At 69.8% G+C, this 18,482-nt stretch carries 11 protein-coding genes; 5 read left to right on the plus strand and 6 right to left on the minus strand.

Annotated elements, in window-relative coordinates; translation table 11 throughout:
- Nucleotides 1-6: 6 nt before the first annotated feature.
- From IE075_RS10165 to IE075_RS10180, 4 genes are all read right to left on the minus strand, one after another.
- Nucleotides 7-1,404 carry a M20/M25/M40 family metallo-hydrolase gene (locus IE075_RS10165; RefSeq protein ID WP_189456145.1) on the minus strand — a complete coding sequence of 466 codons (1,398 nt, stop codon included), beginning with the start codon at nt 1,402-1,404 and terminating at the stop codon, nt 7-9.
- Between the two features lie 256 nt (nt 1,405-1,660).
- Nucleotides 1,661-3,532 carry a M4 family metallopeptidase gene (locus IE075_RS10170; protein ID WP_229792458.1) on the minus strand — a complete coding sequence of 624 codons (1,872 nt, stop codon included), beginning with the start codon at nt 3,530-3,532 and terminating at the stop codon, nt 1,661-1,663.
- 529 nt (nt 3,533-4,061) lie between these two features.
- Complete coding sequence (gene hemF, locus IE075_RS10175) at nt 4,062-5,006, minus strand: oxygen-dependent coproporphyrinogen oxidase (protein ID WP_189456147.1); 945 nt, start codon at nt 5,004-5,006, stop codon at nt 4,062-4,064.
- A gap of 221 nt (nt 5,007-5,227) precedes the next feature.
- On the minus strand, nt 5,228-7,630 hold the full coding sequence (locus IE075_RS10180) for an alpha/beta hydrolase family protein (protein WP_189456670.1): 2,403 nt from the start codon (nt 7,628-7,630) through the stop codon (nt 5,228-5,230).
- Between the two features lie 226 nt (nt 7,631-7,856).
- Between IE075_RS10180 and IE075_RS10185 the strand changes: the two genes are divergently transcribed.
- The 4 genes from IE075_RS10185 (at nt 7,857) to IE075_RS10200 (ending at nt 14,122) form a co-directional block, all read left to right on the plus strand.
- Nucleotides 7,857-9,275: a cytochrome ubiquinol oxidase subunit I gene (locus tag IE075_RS10185; protein ID WP_189456149.1), complete on the plus strand. Its 1,419-nt coding sequence runs from the start codon at nt 7,857-7,859 to the stop codon at nt 9,273-9,275.
- Nucleotides 9,275-10,288, plus strand: coding sequence for a cytochrome d ubiquinol oxidase subunit II (cydB, locus tag IE075_RS10190; RefSeq protein WP_189456151.1), 1,014 nt, complete (start codon nt 9,275-9,277; stop codon nt 10,286-10,288). Before IE075_RS10185 ends, cydB begins: the two co-directional genes overlap by 1 nt.
- Before the next feature lie 275 nt (nt 10,289-10,563).
- Nucleotides 10,564-10,836, plus strand: coding sequence for a YcgL domain-containing protein (locus IE075_RS10195; protein ID WP_189456153.1), 273 nt, complete (start codon nt 10,564-10,566; stop codon nt 10,834-10,836).
- Nucleotides 10,829-14,122 (plus strand): ankyrin repeat domain-containing protein, encoded by a 3,294-nt coding sequence (locus tag IE075_RS10200; protein ID WP_189456154.1) that lies wholly within the window; start codon nt 10,829-10,831, stop codon nt 14,120-14,122. The genes IE075_RS10195 and IE075_RS10200 overlap by 8 nt, the downstream gene beginning before the upstream one ends.
- A gap of 14 nt (nt 14,123-14,136) precedes the next feature.
- Here the strand turns inward: IE075_RS10200 and IE075_RS10205 are convergent, their stop codons facing one another.
- Nucleotides 14,137-15,963: a monovalent cation:proton antiporter-2 (CPA2) family protein gene (locus tag IE075_RS10205; RefSeq protein WP_189456156.1), complete on the minus strand. Its 1,827-nt coding sequence runs from the start codon at nt 15,961-15,963 to the stop codon at nt 14,137-14,139.
- 143 nt (nt 15,964-16,106) lie between these two features.
- On the opposite strand from IE075_RS10205, the gene IE075_RS10210 reads away from it, so the two are divergent.
- Nucleotides 16,107-16,970, plus strand: a complete 864-nt coding sequence (locus IE075_RS10210; protein WP_189456158.1) for an energy transducer TonB — start codon at nt 16,107-16,109, stop codon at nt 16,968-16,970.
- A gap of 228 nt (nt 16,971-17,198) precedes the next feature.
- Here the strand turns inward: IE075_RS10210 and IE075_RS10215 are convergent, their stop codons facing one another.
- Nucleotides 17,199-18,440 (minus strand): alpha/beta hydrolase, encoded by a 1,242-nt coding sequence (locus tag IE075_RS10215; RefSeq protein WP_189456160.1) that lies wholly within the window; start codon nt 18,438-18,440, stop codon nt 17,199-17,201.
- Nucleotides 18,441-18,482: the final 42 nt, after the last annotated feature.

The raw sequence follows: 18,482 nt of genomic DNA on the forward strand, positions 1-18,482 counted from the left end.
CGGGACCTACATGGTGTAACGCAGCATTGCGCCACGGGCGCCGGACAGGCCGGTCGCGGCGACACCATTCTCGAGCGTGTTGCCGCCACCGCCGCCGCCGGCGGTCTTACCGAGTTCGCCGAGGAACGCGAGCCCAAGCCTGGCGAATTTGACGCTGTGGCGCGCGCTGTCGCCCATGTTCGCGAGCGTGTCATTCGCGGTGTGGATTTGCGAGAACGGTCGCCCACTGACGTCGCCGCCTTCGAACATCATCGCGGCGGGGTAACCGGCGTGCGTCCACGAGGCGTGGTCGGAGCAGCCGTAGCCGCAGGTGTAAGTGCCGCGGGTGTGGCCCATTGGCGCGAGGTAGGTGTCGAACAGATTGACGACGAAAGTCTTGAGGTCGGCGTTCGAGTAATCGGTGACGAGCTGCATCTCCTCGGGCGCGCCGGCGTTGTAGTTCGTCATGTCCAGCTGCAGCACGCCGACGACGTTGCGGCCCTGGTTCTTGAACGATTGCGCGATCGCTTTCGAACCACGCAGGCCGACTTCCTCGGCGGCGTAGCCCATGAACTTGATGGTGCGTTTGGGCTTCCAGCCGCTGGCGAGCGAGACGCGGATGATCTCGGTCAGCGTTGCGATGCCGGAGGCATCGTCGTCCGCGCCAGGCGCGCGCTGGCTCGTGCTGCCGCCGGCGCTGGAGTTGATCGAATCCAGATGCCCGCCAATCACCACGATTTCGTTCGGCAGCTCGCTGCCCTGCACGGTCAGGATGACCGACGGTTGCGTGGAGCAGTCGCTGCACGCGGTGAACAGCTCGGTCGTCAAGTCGCTGCGCCCGGCGGCGAGGCCCTGCCAGGTGTTACGGATCCACTCGGCCGAGGATTTGCCGGTGCTGCTGGTGTAGTAGCGGTTCTGGTACCCCGACAGGTGGCTGATCGTGTCGTAGATGTTGCGCTCGACGACCTGTGACAGCCACGGATCGACGGTCGCGCGGTTGTCGATCGGATAGCTCGCGAGAAACGTGCCGTTGACCGACCGCGCAGCGGCGTCTGAGCGGATGAACGCATCGGCCTCGGCCTGGCTGTCGAACGCGAAGTAGCCGCCGCAGCGCTTTTCGTTTTCGTGCACGAAGCGGGTGATGTCGTCGAGCTGGTGCGCGCGGACCGGCAGCATCACGAGCTCCTGGCCCAGGCTGTCACGGCGGCCGATCGCGGCTCCGTTGCCGGTAATGGACTGGATGCCGCGGCGGTAGAGCTCGCGTGAGGTCACGATGTAGACCTGCGCGAACGGGTCGGCGCTGCGATCGAGCGCGGCGGTCGTGTGGACATGGTCGTTGCGGGGCGCATAGGTCTGCGCTGCCACTGGCGAGCTGATGAGCATTGCGAGCGCGGCCGTGAGCACAGCGGGGTGCGGCAGTTTCATCGGGTCGACTCCTTCGCATCCGTCCGGCGGGACGGTCCTTTGGGATGGACGCGCAGCCACGCGGGCACGCGTCCGGCTGGATGAAGCGCTGATGCCCGCGCCCCGCAGGCGAGGCGCCCCCTTGTCGCACCAGATCTGATCGGCGCGGTGACGCGGCGGGTCGCCGCGTACCGGATGCATCGCGCGGATCGCCCGCGCATTGCGATGGCTCAGATAAGGACCGCCACGGCCTGGGCCGCAGCGGTCCGCTTACGCATCAGAACGTGACGCTCCAGCTGTTGATGTAGCCGGTGTCGGCGGAATAGTTGTCATTCACCCGCAGCTTCCAGGTGCCGTTGAGCAGCTCGGTCGACAGGTTCACGCTGTAGGTCGTGTTGATGTTGTCGGCACTGCCGCCCGAGCGGTTGTGCAGCACATAGACACTGCCGTCCGGCGCGACCAGGTCGACTTTGAGGTCGCCGATGTAGGTGTGCACGATGTTGACCGCGACCGGCGTCGAGCTCGAGCCGTAGCCGCTGCGGCCCGAGACGCTGATCGGGCTTTCGACCGTGCTGTTGTCACGGATCGCATAGTCGGCGCCGTTCGTGTAGGTCTGGCCGCCGCCCCCGCTGCCGCCGCAGCCGGCCGGCACAGTGCCGGCACTCACGCCGACCGCGCTGAACGCAGAGACCACGTCCGAGCCGTTGTAGCCCAGGTCGCAGGCCGCACGTACGACGTCGGCGGCGCCGCTGTTGAAGTTTTCGGTCGCGCTCCAGTACAGGTCGTTCGCGCGCGCGAACGCCTTGAAGCCCCGCGGCACGTCCCAGCCGGTCTTCTTCGACAGCAGGCAGAACGCCTTGTTGTACACGCCGCTGGAGTAATGCACGTTCATCCCGGTCGTGTAGTTCGCGGCGTTGTCGATCGACCTGCCGTCCTGCGGCGGGTTGCACATGTAGCGCAGCGAGCCGCTGCCCTTCACGATGTCGTAGCCGATCAGGTAATCGTTCGCGCCACGATCAAAGAACTCGGCCGCTTCGCCGGAGATGTCCGAGAACGCTTCGTTGATGCCACCGGACTGGTTGGAGTACTGCAGCCCCGAGTTCTGTTCGGTGTAGCCGTGGCTGACCTCATGCGCAGCGACGTCAAGTGAAACCAGCGGGTAAAACTTCGTCGCGCCATCGCCGAACGTCATCGACGAGCCATTCCAGAACGCGTTCTCGTAGTTGTTGCTGTAGTGCACGCGCATCGTCAGCTGGAACGTCAGCGGCGCCTGGTTCATGTACGCGCGGTACATGTTGAACACCACCGCGCCGAAGTGATGGGCATCGTTGAGCGGCGAGTAGGCGCCGTTGATCGCCTTGACCGTGTTGGTCGGGCAACCGAACGAGAACGCGGTGCTGCCGCTGGTGCCGTGATTGAGATTCACGGTTTTCACGTTCGTATTGTTCATCGTGCAGGTGCTGCCGGACTGCGCGACGTTGAGATACGGCAGCCCGCTGCCGTAGGTGTACTGGCCGACCTTCTGGTTGCCGCCGGGGCCGCCGGCGCTGGCATGCGTCAGGCCTTCCCAGCGTTCGATGACTTCGCCGGTGTTCGCATCGATGAGCGCATGCGGACGCGTCGGGTGGCCGTCGTTGTCGAGGAAGTAAGACGTCAGATATGCGAGCCTCGCGCCGTTGCCGCGCGGCAGCACGAACAGTTCGGCGCGCTGGTTGATCGCGGCCTGCACTTGCCTCGGCGGGACGCCATGGACCTGCATCAGGCGACCGACCGCCTGCGCGCCGCGTAGCTTTGGCGTCACCGATGGCAGGTCGAACGCGAGGTCGCGCGCGATCTCACCGTGCGCGCTCAGCGCGTTGCCGCTCGCGTCCTGCTCGACCGTCACCACGTGGCCGTACACCGGGACGCCCCGGTACATCTGCTGCATGCGGACGGTGCGCGTGCCCTTTGCGTTCGGCGCCGATCCGCGCGCCTGCAGCGTGGCCTGCGGGCCCAGGCCCAGGCGTTCGGCGAGCAGGTTCTGCGGGACGGCATTGAGCGGTTGCGAGCGAAGCGCGACGCGCTCCGCAGCGGCCGCCTGGAAGGAAACGGACAGGCCGATTGCGACGGCGAGCATCGACATTGCGGTGGTGCGGGGATGAGCTGACATCACGTGCGACTCCTTGATCGATGGTGGACGCACCGCGGCGCGGTGCGAACATCCGGCGGTCCGCGCCGGTCCTGCCATCCACTCGATCGGCCGGGTCGGGCCCGTGCATCCAGTGCCCGCGCGGCACTGCCGGCGGCCACCCGCAGGCCGCTGGCGACCGTCGAGGGGATCCTGTCGGCTCCCCCCGGCGCCAACAGGCGCAACACTAGGCATCGATTGCACGCGCATGCACGCGCCGGCGCTGCAGCACCCGCGTTCGAACCGCCGCCACGCAGCGTCTGCAATGCGAAACGCCTGATACAGCGGGGCTTGCCACGCACCGGACCGCGTCATCCCGTCAAACGGGCCAACAACATGAATGCGGCGTTCATCATGCGCCGCAACATGAAAGTCCGGTGATGAGCCATGCCGGCCGCGCCGGCGGCCCCTAGAGCGCCGACGCCTGGTCGGCAGGTGGGTGGGGCTGACGCGCAGGAGATCGGCCCATCGAACGCGCCCAAGCCCATGCCTCGGGATCGAGTCGCTCCGGTCAGCCGGGACCGGTGGACTCGCCAAGCCAGTCGCGCGGACGCAGGTAGTCGGCGAGACGCGCTTCGTCGCTGCCGGGCTCGGGGCTGAAGCCGTATTCCCAGCGCACGCGCGGGGGCAGGCTCATGAGGATGGACTCGGTGCGGCCGCCCGATTGCAGGCCGAACAGCGTGCCGCGGTCGAAGACGAGGTTGAACTCGACGTAGCGGCCGCGACGGTAGAGCTGGAATTCGCGCTCGCGCTCGCCGTACGGCATGTCGCGGCGGCGCTCGACGATCGGCGCATAGGCATCGAGGAACCCGTCGCCGACTGCGCGCAGGTAGGCGAAGTCACGCTCGAAGTCCTCATGCAGATCGTCGAAGAACAGCCCACCGACGCCGCGCGTTTCGTTGCGGTGCTTGAGGAAGAAGTATTCGTCGCACCAGCGCTTGTGCGCTTCGTAACGCGCCTGTCCGCCGAACGGCTCGCACAACTCGCGCGCGGTGCGGTGCCAGTGCTGCACGTCCTCATCAAACGGATAGAACGGGGTGAGGTCGAAGCCGCCGCCGAACCACCAGGCGACCGTCTCGCCATCGCGCATCGCGCGGAAGTGGCGCACGTTTGCGTGCGTCGTCGGGATATACGGATTGAGCGGGTGGAACACGAGCGATACGCCGACCGCGCGCCACGATGCGCCCGCAAGCTCCGGGCGCGCGGCGCTCGCCGATGGCGGCAGCGTGCTGCCCGACACGTCGGAAAACCCGATGCCGGCCTGCTCGAACACATTGCCGCCGCGCAGGATGCGCGTGCGGCCGCCGCCGCCTTCGGCGCGCGTCCACCGGTCCTCGGCGAAGCGGGCCTGTCCGTCGGCCGCCTCGACGGCCGCGCACAGTCGGTCCTGCAGTCCGGTGAGGTAATCGCGGACGCGGTCGAAATCCGGTCCGGGTGAAGGCGCGTGTTCGGTCATGGCCGGCATTCTACCGAGGCCTTTGCAGCTTCCCGGAACGCAAACCGACGGACATTGCAGGAATCCGAAACGGAGCCAAGCGGAGGTCGCAGCACTCCGAAACGGAGCCAAGCGGAGGTCGCAGCACTCGGAAACGGGGCCAAGCGGAGGTCACTGCACGCCAGAACGCGAACGGGCGACCGAAGCCGCCCGTTTGCATCTCACCGATCACAACGTGCCGGTTATTTCTTGACCGCCTCGTCGAACAACTCGTAGATGCGACGGTACTGGTCGTACCACGCCTCGGGATGCGCATAAGCATGCCGCTCGAGCGGGTAGCTCGCGAGTTCCCACTTGTCCTTCTTGAGCTCGATGAGGCGCTGCGCGAGCATCACCGAGTCCTTGTAGAACACGTTATCGTCCATCATGCCGTGCGCAATCAGCAGGTGGTCCTGCAGGTTGTGCGCGAGTTCGAGCGGCGAGCTGCGCTTGTAGGCCTCCGGGTCGAGCACGGGCGTATTGAGGATGTTGCTCGTGTACTCGTGGTTGTACTGCGACCAGTCGGTGACCGGGCGCAGAGCGGCGCCGGCCTTGAACGTGCCAGGCTCCTTGAACAGCGCCATGAACGTCATGAAGCCGCCGTAGCTGCCGCCGTAAATGCCGGCGCGGTCGCGGTCGCCCTGCTTGTTCTTGACGATCCAGTCGAGGCCGTCGAGGTAGTCGCGCAGCTCGGGCGTGCCCATCTGCTGGTAGATCGCGGTGCGCCAGTCGCGGCCATAGCCTTCGGACGCGCGGTAGTCGAGGTCGAGCACGATGTAGCCGTCCTGCACGAGCAGGTTGTGGAACATCTGTTCGCGGAAATACACCGGGTACTTGTCGTGCACGTTCTGCAGGTAGCCCGCGCCGTGCACGAACATGACCACCGGATACTGCTTGCCCGGCTCGAGCGTCTTCGGGCCGTAGTACTTGCCCCAGATCGTGCCGGCGCCGTCGCTGGACGGAATCTGCACGATTTCCGGTTCGATCCACGTGCGCGCCTTGAACTCCGGCGTGCGCGTATCGGTGAGCGTGCGCGCCTCGCCGCCAGTGGCCGGGACGACCGCGAGCTGCGGCGGCACGTAGCTGTCGGAATGGCGCACGAGCAGCTGCGTGCCGTCGGGCGAGAGCGTGAAGTCTTCGACGCCGTCGAGCGAGGTCACCTCGCGCACCGCGCCGCCCGACGCGTCGACCGCGCAGACCTCGTAATCGCCGGGCCACGCGCGGTTGCAGGTGAAGTAGAACGTGCGGCCGTCGCGCGTGAGTTGCGGTGCGGAGACTTCCCACTTGCCGGATGTCAGCGCGCGCGGCTTGCCGCCGTCGCCGAGGTAGAGGTGCGAGTAGCCGGTGTGCTCGGAAAGGAACCACAGCGTGTCCGGCGCGCCGGTCTTCGGCACCCAACCGAACTCGTTGAAGCCCCAATTGATCCATGCCGGGTCGGTGAGGCGGTGACGCACGTCGAGCGCCTTCTTGCCGAGATCGACCGTGGCGAGCCAACGATCCTTGTTGTCGACCGCGCGCACGAGCAACGCGGCCTGGCCGTCGCCGCTCCACGCGATCGCCGGGCCACTGCCGTCGCCGTCGGTTTCGATGCGCACGGGGCGGTCGCCCTTGAGCGCGTCCTGCTTCGCGGCCTTGCGCATTTCGGCGAGCGGGTCGACGTTGATGCCGGGCAGCTTGTCGAACTTGAGTTCGGTCGCGCTCGCATTCGCGGCGTCGACGAGCCACAGACGGTGCGGCATCGGCGCGTTGCGGCCGACGCGTACGCGCACTTCTTCGAACTCCTCGTAGCCCGACTCGGTCACGTACTTCGGCATCTTGCCGGCCTGGCCGTGGTCGCCGCTTTTCGGCTCGGTGACGACGAGCATCCAGCGGCCGTCGGGCGAAAGCGCACTGTCGACGATCGACACGTCATCGCCGAGGTAGACGGGCGATGGCGCACGCGTGGCGTCCTCGCGGCGCCACTGCGCGTCCTGCACGCGTGCGGCCTCGCGGCGGTCGCGATCGTTCTTGAGCGTTTCGATGAGGCGCAGCTGGCGGTCGCGCAGGTCGTCGGGCTTCGGCGCGGCGGCCGGGTCCTTCTCGGCCTTCACGAGTGCTGCCTGGCGCACGCCGCCGTCCGCGCGCCAGCGGTGCCATTCGTTGCCGGCGCGGAACACGAGATCACCGGCTTCGCTCCACTGCGGTCGCGACTCGGCGCCTTCGGTCGCGGTGAGCTGCGTGAGCGCGCCGCTGCGCAGGTCGCGGATGAACACGTCGCCGTTGCGGACGAACGCCATGCGCGTGCCGGCCGCGTCGAACACGGGGCGCGCGGCGTCGATTTCTGCACGCGCCGCGCCGTCGAGTTTGACCGATGCGCCGCCGGCGACCGGCTGGCGGTACGTGTCGCGGATCGTCGCGCCCTCGCGCTTGAGCGTGTAGTACGCATCGCGCCCGTCCCACGACCACCACGCGTTCTCGACCGGCGGGCCGATCCAGTCCGGGTCGGCCATCGCCTGATCGAGCGTGATTGGCGTTGGCGCGGAGGCAGAAGCAGGCGGCGGAGCGGGCTGTGTCTGCGCGAGCGCAGAGGACGACAGCAGCAGGGCGAGCGACGAGGCAAGCGGCATCAGGCGCATTAAACGGTTCCGGTCGAACGAGGACCGCGCGAGCGTATCAGCCGCGACCGTGGCCACCTGCGCCACCGCGCACGCATCGTCAGGTGGCCCGCTTCGGCAAACCTGCGGCCCAGGTCTGGTTCAGCGCGCAGTTCGCGATGTGGTGAAGGCGTGACCACACCGGGCTGTGCAGAATGGCCCGCGCGGCGCTCCCCCGCGCGCCGCGGAGACACGCTGCGTGGATGCCCTGTTGCTGTCGCGAATCCAGTTCGGGTTCGTGGTGTCGTTCCACATCCTGTTTCCCGCGTTCACGATCGGCCTCGCGAGCTGGCTCGCGTTCTGCGAGTGGCGCTGGCTGCGCACGCGCGAAAGCATCTGGCGCGACATCTACTTCTTCTGGCTGCGCATCTTTGCGCTGAGCTTCGGCATGGGCGTGGTGTCGGGCATCGTGATGAGCTTCCAGTTCGGCACGAACTGGTCCGAGCTCAGCGCGCGTGCAGGCAACATCATGGGCCCGGTGATGAGCTACGAGGTGCTCACCGCGTTCTTCATGGAGGCCACGTTCCTCGGCGTGATGCTGTTCGGCGCCAAGCGCGTGAGCGAGAAGATGCATTTCCTCGCGACCTGCATGGTCGCGTTCGGCACGCTGCTGTCGACGTTCTGGATCATCTCGGCGAACAGCTGGATGCACACGCCGGCCGGTTACACGATCACGCCCGAGGGCGTGTTCGAGCCGGCGAACTGGTGGCAGATCGTGTTCAACCCCTCGTTCCCGGTGCGGCTCGCGCACATGGTGCTCGCGGCCTACATCACCACCTGCCTCGTGGTGGCCGGCGTGAGCGCGCGTTACCTGCTGCGCGGTGTGCACGTAGAGGCCGCCAAGAAGATGCTGCGCTGGGCGGTGCTGTTCGCCGCGATTGCCGTGCCGGTGCAGATCGCCGTCGGCGACCTGGCCGGGCTCGATGTGGGCAAATACCAGCCGACCAAGCTCGCCGCGATCGAGGGGCACTGGGAGCCCGCGCTCGAAGGCGAGGGTCTGCCGCTCGTGGTGTTCGGCTGGCCGAACATGGCCGAGGAGCGCAACGAGTACGAGATCGCGATCCCGCGGCTCGGCAGCCTGATCCTCACGCACAGCTGGGACGGCGACATCGAGCCGCTCACCGCGGTCCCGCCGGAGGACCGCCCGCCGGTCGCGCCGGTGTTCTTCGCATTCCGCATCATGGTCGGGCTCGGCTTTGCGATGCTGTTCGTCGCGGCGCTGTCGGCGTGGGCGCTCAAGCGCGGCCGCCTGTTCGAAACGCGCTGGCTGCTGCACGGCTGGCGGCTGCTCACGTTTGCCGGCTTCATCGCGCTGCTCTGCGGCTGGTACACGACCGAGATCGGCCGGCAGCCGTGGGTGGTCTACGGTCTCGTGCGCACCGCCGAAGCGGTGAGCCCGACGGTCGAGGCCGGCAGCGTGCTCGCGTCGCTGATCACGTTCTTCGTGGTCTACGCGATCATCTTCGGCGCGGGCATCTGGTACATCACGCGCCAGGTCAAGAAAGGCCCGCTGCCGCACGATCCGGGCCCGGACGCCGAGCACGGCGAGCGACGGCCCAAGCGCCCGCTGTCGACGGTCGACGATTTCGACGATGAAGAAATCCGGGAGGCGCGCTGATGGACGTCGCGACCGTGCTGCCGGTGATCTGGTTCTTCATCGTGGGCTTTTCGGTGCTGATGTACGTGCTGCTCGACGGCTTCGTGCTCGGCATCGGCGTGCTCACACCGTTCGCGCGCGACGAACAGGACAAGGACATCATGATGAACACCGCCGCCCCGATCTGGGACGGCAACGAGACCTGGCTGATCCTCGGCGGCATGGGGTTGTTCGCGGCGTTTCCGATCGCCTACGCGACGATGCTTTCGGCGCTGTACCTGCCGGTGCTGCTGATGCTGATCGCGCTGGTGTTCCGCGGCGTCGCGTTCGAGTTCCGCTTCAAGGCGAACCGCGGCAAGCGCTTCTGGGGCAGCGCGTTCGCGCTCGGCTCGACGCTCGCGGCGTTCGCGCAGGGCGTAATCCTCGGCGCCGTCGTGGAGGGCATGCCGCTGCAGGAGGGCAAGTACATCGGCGGACCGTTCGGCTGGTTCAGCCCGTTCTCGATGCTCACCGGCGTGGCGGTGGTGTTCGGCTACGCGCTGCTCGGCAGCACCTGGCTGATCCTCAAGACCGAGGCCCGCCTGCAGCGCGTCGCGCGGTACATGGCGCGGCCGCTCGTGCTCGTGGTGGTCGCGTTCATGGGGCTTGTCAGCGCTTGGCTGCCGTTTCTCGACTCGCGGATCATGGCGCGCTGGTTCGAGGGCCCGAACCTGTGGTGGCTGGCACCCGTGCCGCTGCTCGCGCTCGCCAACGCGGTCGCGCTGTGGCGCGTGGCGATGCGCGAGGGGCGCGACGCCGTGCCGTTCCTGCTCACGATGTCGTTCTTCGTGCTGGGCTTTGCCGGCATCGTGATCGGCATCTGGCCGAACATCCTCCCGCCCGCGATGAGCATCTGGGAGGCCGCGTCACCGCCGTCGTCGCAGCAGTTCGTGCTCGTCGGCGCGATCGTGCTGCTGCCGGCGATCCTCGGCTACACGTGGTGGACGTACAAGGTGTTCGCGGGGAAAGTCGCGGCCGATTCCGGGTATCACTGAGTGCGGCGAGCGCGGTTGGCGCGGTGGAGTGACCGGTCGAGACGCTGCGTGCAACGCCGACGTGAATCGTCGGCCACACGCGCACACCGCCCGCTGGTCGACGCACGATCATGCCGCGCACGCGACCGCGTTGACGCGAATTGAACATTCGCAGGCGGATCAAGCGGGTTTCAGGCGAGATGCACGTCACGCCTTGTTCTATGCTTGGCCCAGCCTGCCGAACGCAACGCACGCAGCGTCGCCGCCCACTTTCCTGATCCCGAATACAGGGCCCCATGCACGCCTACGTCTACAAGAGCCTGCGCAAGCAAGGCGCCTACGTGTTCCTCGCCGAGCGTGAGGCCTTCGATCGCGTGCCCCCGCCGGTGCTCGAGCAGCTCGGTCGGCTGGAGTTCGTGCTCGACGTCGAACTCACGCCTGGACGCAAGCTCGCGCAGGCGAATGTCGACACCGTGCGCGAGAACCTCGTCTCGCGCGGCTTCCATCTGCAGATGCCGCCGACCGGCGCGGCCGACCCGATGACCGAGGACTGGGGCACGGATGCCTGAGGTGCACACCCGTGCGCGTCGCGCGCTGCTGCTGGCGGGCGGCGCCGGACTGGCCGCGCTCGGCGGGTTCGGGGGCTGGATCGCTGCGCTTGCGGGCATCGGCGCGCAGCCGCTGTTCGCGCTTGCGGTCGCGCCTGAGCAGCATCCGGGGCGTGCGCGCGACGGCATGACCCTGTTGCTGCTGTGGGCCGGCGCGCTCGCACTTGTGGCCGCGGCGCTGATGATGCCGCTCGAGGCGTTGCGTGCGCACGGCACGCTCGGCGCAGCGTTCGCGCTGAGCTTTGTTGCCGGCATCGCACTGCTCGCGCTGTGGCGGTTGTGGCCGCTGTGGAATGGGCTCGAGCGCGAAGGCGGTGCACTGTCGACCCATTGGACCGCGCTGCTCGGCGACGACGTCGGCGCATGGCGTGGGCTGGGCGCGGCGCTCGCGGTGGCCGCCGTGCTCGCGGGCGTGCTCGTGCTCGCCTGGCCCGGGCTGCTCGACGGTCCCGCACGCTGGGGCGCCGGCATCGCGCTCGCGCTGCTGTCGGCGCCGCTGCACCTGCTGCTGCAGCGCATCGCGCCGCCGCTCACGCCGCCGTCCGCATTCGAGTCCGTCGAGGACATCGAGATCGAGGACGCTGTGGATACCGCGCCGGTCGTCGAGGTTGAGCCCGCGCCCGCACCCAAGGACCCGGCCGCGCTGGCCGATGCCCTCTACGCCGCAACGCGCGGCGGCCGGGTCGACCGCGCGCTCGAGCTCGTCGAAGCCGGCGCCGATCTGCATGCGCCGCCGCCTGCGGGACGCGACCAGCGCAGCCTCGCGGTGCTCGCCGCGGTGCTGCCCGACCTCAGACTGCTGCGCGCCCTCATCGCGCACGGGCTCGACGTCAACCGCCCGCATGCGGGCATGACACCGTTGCTCGCCGCCACGCGCGACAGCTGGCACGGCCGGCCGGAAGCGGTCATGACGCTGCTCGCGAACGGCGCGAACCCGCGCGCCCGCGACGCCGACGGCAACACGCCGCTGCACCACGCCGCGCGCAGCTCCGACCCGGGCGTCGCCGCGCTGCTGCGCGACGCGCAGGCCGAGCTCGAATCGCTCAACGGCGACGGACGCTCCCCGCTCGGCGTCGCCTGCGCGGCCGGCAACTGGCGGCTCGCGAAATTCCTGCTCGAGCGCGGCGCCAAGCCCGAGCCCCCGGGCGGGCAGCCCGCGCTGCTCGCCGCGGCCGGCACCGAGGACGACGACCCCGCCGGCGTGCAGCTGCTGCTGCGCCAGAAGGCGCGCGTAGACGCCCGCGACACGCACGGCCGCACCGCGCTGCACGAGGCCGCGCTCGCGGGCCACGTGGAGATCGCCCGCGTGCTGCTCGCCGCCGGCGCCGACGCGGGCGTGGCCGACCTGCAGGGCCGCACGCCGCTGCTCGAAGCCGCCCGCGGCGGTCATGCGGTGATGCTCGAATGCGTGATCGACGCGCTGCCGCACGGCGTTGCCGCCGAGGCCGCAGCGACCGACGCGCTGGGCCGCAATGCGCTCATGCTTGCCTGCGCGGCCGAGCGCGCCGATGCGTCGCTGGTCTCGCGCCTCGTCGAACTCGGCGTCGATGCGCAGCAACGCGACGCCGAAGGCCGCAACGCCGTCGATATCGCGCTGGCCGGCGGGCGCTGGTCACTCGTCTCGCTGCTCGACCCGCAGTACGCACTGCCCGCCGCGGTCAACGCGGATGCAGGTGATGCGCCGATGCCCGACCTCGCACCGTTCGCCCTGCTGCGCGAAACACTGCGCGACGGCGCCCCGGACGCAACGCTCCTGCCGCTGGTGACCCCGACGGAACTCGGCGCCCTGCTGCACGATGACGGCCTCGCCGCGCGCCCCGGTGCGGTCGCCTGGCTGCTCGCGCACGGCGCCGACCCACACGTGCCCGATCGGCGCGGCGACACGCCGCTGTTCGTGCTGCTCGGCCGCGGCGCACCGGCGATCGCGTCGATGCGCGAATTGCTCGCACGCGCGGCGTCGCCGGCCGGCGCGGGCGGCCTCGCGCGCTTTCTCGCCGCCTGCCATGCCGCCGCGCCAGCGCGCGGCGCCGAGGCGTTCGCGCTTGAACTGCTCGATCGCGGCGCCGATCCGTTCGGCCGCTCGCCGGCCGGCGACCCGCCGCTGGCGCTCGCCGTGCGGCTGGGCTGGATGGCGCTGCTCGAGCGTCTGCTGGCCAGCGGCATCGCGCTCGATGCGCGCGACAGCCACGGCATGAGCGCGTTGCACCTCGCCGCCGCGCTCGGCCGCGCCGACGCGCTCAAGGCGCTGATCGCGCGCGGCGCCACGCCGGACCTGCTCGCGGCAGACGGGCAGACGCCGCTCGGCGTCGCGCTGTCGGCCGGGCGCCGCGACCTCGCCGACTGGCTCGACTGGCGCGGCTGGCCGCTGCCCCGGCGCGTGCTGCAGCCGGCCGACGTGCCGTCGGCGGCGATCATCGGCGATGCCGACGCCGTCCGCCGCCTGCTCGATCTCGGCCTGCCGGTCGACGCCATCGACGCACAGGGCTGCAGCGCGTTGCTGCGTGCAGCCGGCGGCGGCCATCGCGCGGTGGTCGACCTGCTGCTCTCGCGCGGCGCCGACCCGAAGCTCGCTTCACAGTCGGGCGCGACCGCGCTGTCGGCGGCCGTCAGCATGCGCCACGCCGACATCGTCGACGGCCTGCTCTCGGCCGGTGCACCGCTCGAGCAGCGCCTGCCGGGCGATCTCACCGTGCTCATGGTCGCCTGCGCGCTCGGCCTGCCGGACCTGGCCGGCCGCCTGCTCGCGGCCGGCGCCGACGTGCAGGCCGTCGACGCGCAGCAGCGCACGCCGCTGCATTGCGCAGCGATGTACGGTTTCACCGCGCGAGACCGGGCGCGGCTGCTCGCGTTGCTCGACACCCTGCTGCTGGCCGGCGCCGAGGTCGACCGCGAAGCCGGCGGCACCACGCCGCTGCTGCTGCTGCTCGGCGCGCGCGCCGAACCCGGCACGGCGGCCGACGAGGACGTGTTGATCGCCGCGACCGAGCGGCTGCTCGACGACGGCGCGAGCCTGGAGACCGTCGATGCGCGCGGCTTCGGCCCGTTGCACTTGGCAGCGCTGCACGGGCTCATGCGCGTGGTGCAGCGCCTGCTGCGCGCGGGCGCCGACCCCGACCGACGCGACAGCCTCGGGCGCACGCCGCGCGAGATCGCGCTGATGCGCGGCTTTGTCGATATCGCCGCCGAGTTCGAACCCGCGACGGGCGGGCCGGTGTCGATGGCGCGCTTCCTGCGCGACCACCGCTGACGCAACGCGCCGCGTCAGGGCGCGGGCGTTGCAGCGCGCACCGGATCGGCTTCGACGGCGGCCAGTGCCTCCTCGCCGCGGTCGGCGTCGAACAACTGCTCGAGCTCGCGACGCGCGTCCTTCGACGACTGCAGCAGCGCGTCCTCGTCGTCCTGCAGCAGGTACTGAACTTCGAGCAGGTGCGCGTCGTGCTCGGCAAACCGCCTCGCATGCGTTTGCGCCGCGCCGGGCGCCTCGCCGAGCGCGACGAGCACGTCCTCGCCCATGCGCAGGCTCGAATGCAGCGTTTCGCGGATTGCGTCGGCGCCGAGATCCATGAGCGCCCAGGCGTGGCGTCGGTCGCGGGCACGCGCGAACACCTTCGCCTGCGGGTAATGGCGGCGGATCGTGCGCACGGTGCGCAGCGCGTGCGCGGGATCGTCGAGCGCGATGACGAACACCGACACGCCGGCCGCGCCGGCCGCGCGCAGCAGCTCGGGCCGCGCCGGGTCGCCGTAATAGACGAGGTTGCCGAAACGCCGCACGAAGTCGACCTGCTCGGCGCGGTGCTCGATCGCGACAAAGCGGATGCGCCGGGCACCAAGCAGACGCGCGACGATCTGACCGAACCGCCCGAAGCCGGCGACGAGCACCTGCGGCTGGGTGTCGGGGATCGCGTCGAATTCGCGCTTCGGCGCGGGCGCGGGCCGCGCCGCAAGCAACCGCGCGAGCCCGACCACGAGCAGCGGCGTCAGCGCCATCGACACGCCGACCGCGGCGACGAGCCGGTCGCGCAGCACCGCATCGATCACGCGCGCGCGCAGCGCCTCGTCGAACACGACGAACGCGAACTCGCCGCCGAGCGCGAGCACCGCGGCGAGCTGCAGCGCATCGCGCGGCCGGAGCCCGCCGGGATGCAGTCCGACGCCGAACAGCACGAGCGCCTTCGTCAGCATGAGCACGACCACTATTGCTGCGATCAGGCCGGGCTCGGCGGCGACGCGGTCGAGGTCGATGCTCATGCCGACGGCCATGAAAAACAGCCCCAGCAGCAGGCCCTTGAACGGGTCGATCTGCGCTTCGAGCTCGTGTCGGAATTCCGAATCGGCGAGCAGCACACCGGCGAGAAACGCACCGAGCCCGGCCGATAGTCCCGCGATCTGCATGAGCCACGCCGCGCCGAGCACGGTGAGCAGCGCCGCGCCCGTGAAGACTTCCGGCATGTTCGTCCGCGCGACCGCGCGGTACACGTGACGCAACAGCACGCGGCCGCCGAACACGAGCGCCCCGATCGCGGCGAGCGCCTGCAGCACCGCCGGCCACAGCGCGCCGTCGCCGGTGTCGAGGCCGCGGCCGAGCAGCGGAATCGCCGCGAGCAAGGGAATCGCCGCGAGGTCCTGGAACAGCAGGACCGCGAATGCGAGCCGGCCGTGCGCGGCCGTGAGCGCCTGCCGCTCGGCGAGCAACTGCAGCCCGACCGCCGTCGACGACAGCGCGAGCGCGAGGCCGACCACGATCGCAGCGCGCGCATCGAGCCCGGCCAGCCAAGCAAGCCCGGCGAGCGCGAGCCCCGACAGCGCGACCTGCGCCCCGCCCGAGCCGAACACCGGGTTGCGCATCACACGTAAACGCGCCGGCGAGAGCTCCAGGCCGATCACGAACAGCAGCATCACCACGCCGATTTCGGACGCGGCGAGCACCGGCGCGGCGTCATCGACGACGCGCAGCCCGAACGGCCCGAGCGCGACGCCGGCAGCGAGGTAGCCGAGCACCGCCCCGAGCCCGAAGCGACGCAGCAGCGGCACCGCGATCACCGCGGCGAGCAGGAACACCAGAGCCAGTTCGAGTCCGCCGCCGTGCATGGCCACCTCCGTTGGCGATTATTGCGTGCGCACGGCTCGACCCGCGGCGCATCTGCAGGACGGTGCATGGCGAGAATGGATCGCGTCGTGCGCACGTCGTCGCACGGTTATGCTCGCGCCGCGAAAGACTCAGGAGCGGGACGATGGGGATGCGAGCGTGGGTAGGCGGACTTTTGCTGGCGTTGTGTAGCGTTGCAGCGCTTGCGAACGGACCGGGCGCAGTGCGCAAGCAGGTCGAATCGAGTCTCGTGGTCAAGGGCACGGTCGACATCACCGCCGACGGTCGCGTGCTTGGTTACGCACTGGACCACGCCGACAAGCTCGCGCCGGCCGTCAAGCAGTTGCTGGCGCGCACCGTGCCGCAATGGCAGTTCGAGCCGGTCACGCTTGATCCGGACACCGATCGCGGCCGCGCGCCGATGAGCGTGCGTCTGGTCGCGAAGAAACTCGACGGCGGCGACTACCGGATCGAAGTACGCGGGGCGCAGTTCGGTTCGCACAGGCGAGATCACGTCGTGCGGTCGGTCTCGATGTCGCCGCCGCGGTATCCCATGCCGGCGTTGCACGCGCGTGTCGGTGGCACGGTCTACGTCGTGGCATTGGTCGGACACGACGGACGCGTCGTTGAAGCGGCGGCGGAGCAGGTCAACCTGGGCGTGATTGCGAGCGAGACAGAGATGGCGGCTTGGCGGCGTGTGTTTGCACAGGCAGCCGTGGGCGGTGCGAAGCAGTGGACATTCGAGCCTCCCGCAACAGGTCCCAACGCCAGCGCAGGACGTTGGGCCGTGCGCGTGCCGGTTGATTTCGTGATGATGGACGATGAGTCGAGGCCGCCGCCAAACGAATTCGAATGGCGAGCCTACGTGCCCGGGCCACGGATGCCGTTGCCATGGGCACGTGATGCCGAGTCTGCCGAGGAGGCGCGAAGCGGCGATGCGCTCGCATCTGGCACCGTGCATCTGCCGGGTCTCGGTCTGAGGTTGAGGGCGCCGCTCGGCGCGCAATAGCCGCACTCGACGGCTGCGGCGACGCCCCCGTGTGCCGGGGTATGCGTGTGCGGGGGCTTCCTCCGCGCACCAGCGGCTAGGCGGTAGTGGTCGCGCTTGCCATCTGCTCCCCGATCCGAAGCAGTCATTAACGTCGCGGACCGCGAGGTCGCAGCGAGTCACGGCACGGCGCAGGCGTCGGCCGTGCGGGAGCGTGCGACTGCGTCGGAGGGGGCTTGCGCTCCTGCGTCAACCTTCGTCGGGCGTTGTCGGTGCAGGCGCGGAGGTGTTCGCGTTGCCCGTGGTGCCGCGTCTCTCGGCGGTGGTAGCCGGCTGGCCACCGCCCGGCGCCCCCGCAAACGCCGCCCGCAACCGCTGGCCCACGAGCTGCTGCGCCTCGCGCGCCTTGTCGAGCACGGCGCCCATGCCGAAGAACTCGTGCGTCACGCCGTTGTACTGCTCGATCACAGTCGGTACGCCGGCTTTCTGCAGGGCCTCGCCGTACTGCTGGCCTTCGCTGCGCAGCGGGTCGATCTCGGCGAGGATCACGGTCGCAGGCGGGAGGTTCGCGAGGTTTTGCTGCTGCACGAGCGCAATGCGCGGGTCGCTCATCCGGCTCATGTCGCCGACGTACTGACGCGCGAACCACTCCATCATCGGCTTGCTGAGCGGCTTCGCGTTCGCATGCTCGGTGTAGGACGCGGTGGTCATGTCGGCGCCAGCGACCGGGTACACGAGCACCTGGTGCACCGGCATCTGCAGCTTCTGGTCGCGCGCGGCGATCGCGATGTTCGCGGCCATGTTGCCGCCCGCGCTTTCACCGACGACGGCGACCTGCTTCGGGTTGGCGCCGAACGAGCCGGCGTTGTCGAGCACCCACTTGTAGGCGGCCAGCGTGTCCTCGTGCGCCGCGGGGAACATCGCCTCCGGGCCCTGGCGGTAATGCGTCGACACGACGACCGCGTTGGCGGCGTTCGCAAGCGCACGTGCGCTGGAATCGTACGTGTCGAGGTCGGCGATCACCCAGCCGCCACCGTGGATGTAGAGGATCACCGGACGCTGGCCGGGGTTCGCCGCGGGTGCCGCCGAGATCGGCGTGTAGATGCGGATCGGGATCTCGCCGGCCGGGCCGGGAATCGTGCGGTTCTCGACGCTCGCGACCGCTTCGGGGCCCGGGTCCTTGCCGAGCGACTTCAGCAGCGCGCCGACCGCGTCGGCCGGCGTCGGCTGCTGCCGCGCCTGCTCCGGCGTCAGCGTCTCAAGCGGCTTGCCGCCGAGCTGGGCGAGCTGGTCGAGCACGGCCTGCATCTGCGCGTCCGGTCGGGCCGGCGTGCCTGTGGCCGGCGCGTCCGTCGCAACCGCCGCGCCGGCGGGGCCCTCGACGGCCGCCGCATCGACGTCGACGTCGCGCTGGCAGCCGGCAGCCAGTGCGAGCGCGAGGGCGCCGACGGCGAGTGCATGCAGCGGCGGGCGGACACGTTGAATCGCCATGGCGGACCTCGATCGGCAGCGGGGACGGCCGATCGTCGAGGC

Source organism: Cognatilysobacter bugurensis, from assembly GCF_014652095.1.
Taxonomy (GTDB): Bacteria; Pseudomonadota; Gammaproteobacteria; order Xanthomonadales; family Xanthomonadaceae; genus Cognatilysobacter; species Cognatilysobacter bugurensis.

Bases quoted from the DNA above. Each gene is read 5' to 3' on its own strand.
- IE075_RS10165 (WP_189456145.1), bottom strand. From the start codon at position 1,404: ATGAAACTGCCGCACCCCGCTGTGCTCACGGCCGCGCTCGCAATGCTC.
- IE075_RS10170 (WP_229792458.1), bottom strand. From the start codon at position 3,532: ATGTCAGCTCATCCCCGCACCACCGCAATGTCGATGCTCGCCGTCGCA.
- hemF (WP_189456147.1), bottom strand. From the start codon at position 5,006: ATGACCGAACACGCGCCTTCACCCGGACCGGATTTCGACCGCGTCCGC.
- IE075_RS10180 (WP_189456670.1), bottom strand. From the start codon at position 7,630: ATGCCGCTTGCCTCGTCGCTCGCCCTGCTGCTGTCGTCCTCTGCGCTC.
- cydB (WP_189456151.1), top strand. From the start codon at position 9,275: ATGGACGTCGCGACCGTGCTGCCGGTGATCTGGTTCTTCATCGTGGGC.
- IE075_RS10195 (WP_189456153.1), top strand. From the start codon at position 10,564: ATGCACGCCTACGTCTACAAGAGCCTGCGCAAGCAAGGCGCCTACGTG.
- IE075_RS10200 (WP_189456154.1), top strand. From the start codon at position 10,829: ATGCCTGAGGTGCACACCCGTGCGCGTCGCGCGCTGCTGCTGGCGGGC.
- IE075_RS10205 (WP_189456156.1), bottom strand. From the start codon at position 15,963: ATGCACGGCGGCGGACTCGAACTGGCTCTGGTGTTCCTGCTCGCCGCG.
- IE075_RS10210 (WP_189456158.1), top strand. From the start codon at position 16,107: ATGGGGATGCGAGCGTGGGTAGGCGGACTTTTGCTGGCGTTGTGTAGC.
- IE075_RS10215 (WP_189456160.1), bottom strand. From the start codon at position 18,440: ATGGCGATTCAACGTGTCCGCCCGCCGCTGCATGCACTCGCCGTCGGC.